The following is a 3,602-nucleotide window of genomic DNA, read 5'->3' as shown; positions in this document are numbered from 1 at the left end:
CGCCGAACGCCTGTACACCGACGGCGTCTACCCCACCGCCGATGGCCGCGCCCGCTTTGCCGCCCTGCCCTACACGCCCCTGGCCGAAGAGCGCGAGTCCCGCTACCCCTACGCCCTCACCACCGGGCGCCTGCGCGACCAGTGGCACGGCATGACCCGCACCGGCACCCTGGGCAAGTTGTTCGGCCACGTGGCCGAGCCCGAGGTGCAGATGCACCCGCAGGACATGGCCGAAGCCGGCCTAGAAGCCGGCGATCTGGTGCGCGTCACCAGCAAGCGCGGTCAACTGGTGCTGCCGGCCCAGCCCTCGCACGAACTGGCCCGGCGCCAGTGCTTCATTGCCATGCACTGGGGCAGCGAATGCATCGGCGGCCGGGCCACCGACGGCACCGCCTTGGCGGGCGTCAACGGCCTCACCACCTCGGCTTACTGCCCCACTTCCAAACAACCGGAGCTCAAGCACGCGGCGGTGCGCATCGACAAAGCCCGCCTGCCCTGGACCGTCCAGGCGCTGGCCTGGCTGCCGGCCGACCAGGCCCTGGCCGCCCAACGCGCACTGCGGCCCTTGCTCTCGCGGTTCGACCACGCCACCTGCATCCCGTTTTCCGCGCTCAACACCTCGGGGCAGACCACCGACCTGACCGGCCTCTGGTTCCAGGCGGCCCACGCGCAAGCCCCCACATCGACCCCTGACTGGCTGCCGCTGTTGGTGCACACGCTGCAACTCGATGGCCCCGACACCCTGCGCTACGCCGACGCGCCGCGCCACCAGCAACGCCGTGTGCGCCTGAGCCGGGACGCGGGCCATCGGGTGCAAGCGTTTTTGCTGGCCGGGGACACCCAATCCAGCACCTGGATGTCCACCCTGCTGCGCGACAGCTTGCCCGCCCCGGCCGGCGGCCTGGCGCTGCTGCAAGCCACCGCCCACCCGCCTGCGGGTGCACCCGTGGCGCGGAGCAAACCGGTCTGCAACTGCGTGGGCGTCACCGACCAAGCCATCGTCCAATTCTTGCAACACACCCCGGGCGAACCCGCTCAGCGGCTGGTGGCGCTGCAAAACGGCTTGAAATGCGGCACCCAATGCGGCTCCTGCGTGCCGGAACTCAAACGGCTGGTACAGCACACCGCCGCCGCAAGCGATGCAACGGCGCACTGAAACGTGGGCACGCAATTTATTCTTATAACCTTTTCTTATCAAGAAAACATCAAAATCGGACCATGAGCATTTCGGCATACCTCAAGGACATCGGACGCGGCAAAGACGGCGCCCGGGCCCTGAGCCGCGCACACGCCGCCGACCTCATGGGCCAGGTGCTGGACCAGCAAGTCAGCGACCTGGAACTCGGCGCCTTCTGCATCGCCATGCGGGTGAAGGGCGAAACGCCGGAAGAGCTCGCCGGCTTCCTCGACGCCATCCACGCCCGGCTGCCCGCCTTGCCCACCAGCGCCGCCCCCACCGTCGTGCTGCCCAGCTACAACGGCGCGCGCAAGCTGCCCGTGCTCACCCCCTTGCTGGCGCTGAGTCTGGCCCAACGCGGGTGCCGCGTGCTGGTACATGGCCAAACCCGCGACCCCGGCCGCCTCACCAGCCACGAAGTGCTGCAGGCCATCGCCCTGCATGCACCGACCCTGCCTGTGGGTACCCCTACCGACCCCAGCCACCTGCGCACCGCGCCCGGAGTGGACTTTGTCAGCACCGCCGCGCTGCTGCCCGGTCTGCAACGCCTGCTGGACGTGCGCCGCGTGGTCGGCCTGCGCAACAGCGGCCACAGCCTGGTCAAGCTGATGCAACCGGCGGCCGGCGGCCTGCTCGTCAGCAGCTACACCCACCCCGAATACCTGCAGAGCATGGGCGACCTGTTCCGGCTGACCGGCCAGCACGCCCTGCTGCTGCGCGGCACCGAAGGCGAACCCGTGGCCGACCCCCGGCGCACGCCCCAGATGGACCTGTTCCACCACGGCCAATCGCACACCGTGCAAGCGGCCCAGACCGGCAGCCTGGCCCAAATACCAGACCTGCCCGCCGGGCACGACCTGGACGCCACCGTCCAACACACCCTGGCCATCCTGGCCGGCGAGCGTCCGCTGCCCACCCCAGTCGCCCTGCAGGTGGCCCACATCTGCGACGCCCTGGCCTCCTTGGCCACCCCCTCGGCCCTGCCCACCACGACCACCTGCCTGGAGAACTGACACCATGTCCACCACCACACAAGCGTCCGGCTCCGTGGTCCTCGTCGGTGCCGGCCCCGGCGACCCCGACCTGCTCACCCTGAAAGCGGTCAAAGCCATCGCCTCGGCCACCGTCCTGCTGGTGGACGACCTCGTCAACGACGCGGTGCTGGCCCACGCCAGCCCGAACGCCCGCGTCGTGCATGTCGGCAAGCGCGGCGGGTGTGCCTCCACGCCCCAGGCCTTCATTGAAAAGCTCATGATCCAGGCCGCCCGCGAAGGGCAGCGCGTGGTGCGCCTCAAAGGCGGTGATCCTTTTGTGTTTGGCCGGGGCGGGGAAGAGGTCGAACACCTGCACCGCGAAGGCATTGCGGTGGAGGTGATCAATGGCATCACCTCGGGGCTGGCCGCCGTCACGTCCTTGAACGTGCCGCTGACCCACCGCGACCACGCCCACGGCGTGGTGTTCGTCACCGGTCACGCCAAACCCGGCGACCCGGGCACCGATTGGGCCGCCCTGGCCCAATGCGCCCACCAAGCCCGGTTGACGCTGGTGATCTACATGGGCGTGTCCAGCGCGACCCGCATCGAAGCGGGCCTGCTGGCCGGCCTGCCGCCAGACACCCCGGTGGCCATCGTGCAACACGCGACCTTGCCCGAACAACGGCATGCCAGCGGCACCTTGGGCACGCTCACCGCCACGCTGGGGGCGCACCGGCTGGGCAGCCCCTCGATCATCGTGGTGGGTGACGTGCTGCGCGGCCTGGCCAGCGTCGGTCTGCGCACCACCGCGGCGGGCGGGTCCTCCGCCTGGCCCCTGGTCGCCTGAGCCGCGGCCGCACGGCGCCCCTGGGCCCTCGCGTCATCGGGCGCCCGGGCCGTCAGCCGCGCGCGTCCTGCGCCAAGCGAAACACCGACACCGCCTGCACCAGGCCGTCGGCCTGACCCTGGAGGCTGGTGGCGGCGGCCGCCATTTGCTCCACCAGTGCGGCGTTCTGCTGCGTGGCCTGGTCCATCTGGGTGATCGCCTGACCCACCTGCTGCACGCCGCTGCTCTGTTCGCTGCTGGCCCGGCCGATGTCGGCCATCAGGTCGGTGACGCGCCGGACCGCCGCCACCACCGACTCCATCGAGGCCCCGGCCCGGTCCACCAGCGCGGTGCCGGCATCGACCCGCTGGACGCTGGCGTCGATCAGCCGCTTGATGTCCTTGGCCGCTTCGGCGCTGCGCTGGGCCAGGCCGCGCACCTCGCTGGCCACCACGGCAAACCCCCGCCCCTGCTCGCCGGCCCGGGCCGCCTCCACGGCAGCATTCAACGCCAGGATGTTGGTCTGAAAGGCGATGGCATCGATCACGGCGATGATCTGCGCGATCTGGCTGGAACTGCCCTGGATGTCGCGCATGGTGGCCACGACCTGCTGCACCACCGCGCC

Annotated in this window: 4 protein-coding genes; 3 read left to right on the top strand and 1 reads right to left on the bottom strand. The window is 70.3% G+C overall.

Annotation, left to right across the window (positions count from 1 at the left end; all coding sequences use genetic code 11):
* From HA630_RS08085 to cobA, 3 genes are all read left to right on the top strand, one after another.
* The coding region (locus HA630_RS08085; protein ID WP_208300024.1) for a molybdopterin dinucleotide binding domain-containing protein at positions 1-1,156 on the top strand (1,156 nt) is incomplete at its 5' end.
* A gap of 62 nt (positions 1,157-1,218) precedes the next feature.
* Entirely contained in the window at positions 1,219-2,190 is a 972-nt protein-coding gene (gene ybiB / locus HA630_RS08080) for a DNA-binding protein YbiB (RefSeq protein ID WP_166833961.1), read from the top strand.
* A gap of 4 nt (positions 2,191-2,194) precedes the next feature.
* The gene (gene cobA / locus HA630_RS08075) at positions 2,195-2,998 is read left to right on the top strand and encodes a uroporphyrinogen-III C-methyltransferase (RefSeq protein ID WP_166833956.1); all 804 of its coding nucleotides are present in this window, start codon (positions 2,195-2,197) and stop codon (positions 2,996-2,998) included.
* 52 nt (positions 2,999-3,050) lie between these two features.
* Here cobA and HA630_RS08070 read toward each other — a convergent pair.
* On the bottom strand, positions 3,051-3,602 hold a 552-nt coding region (locus tag HA630_RS08070), incomplete at its 5' end, for a methyl-accepting chemotaxis protein (RefSeq protein WP_243855412.1).

The organism is Aquabacterium sp. A08, from assembly GCF_011742065.1.
Note: the sequence above shows the minus strand (reverse complement) of the source record. Positions and strands in the feature narration are given on the sequence as shown.

Excerpts from the sequence above, each read along its gene's own strand:
- cobA (WP_166833956.1), top strand. The coding sequence starts at position 2,195 with ATGTCCACCACCACACAAGCGTCCGGCTCCGTGGTCCTCGTCGGTGCC.
- ybiB (WP_166833961.1), top strand. The coding sequence starts at position 1,219 with ATGAGCATTTCGGCATACCTCAAGGACATCGGACGCGGCAAAGACGGC.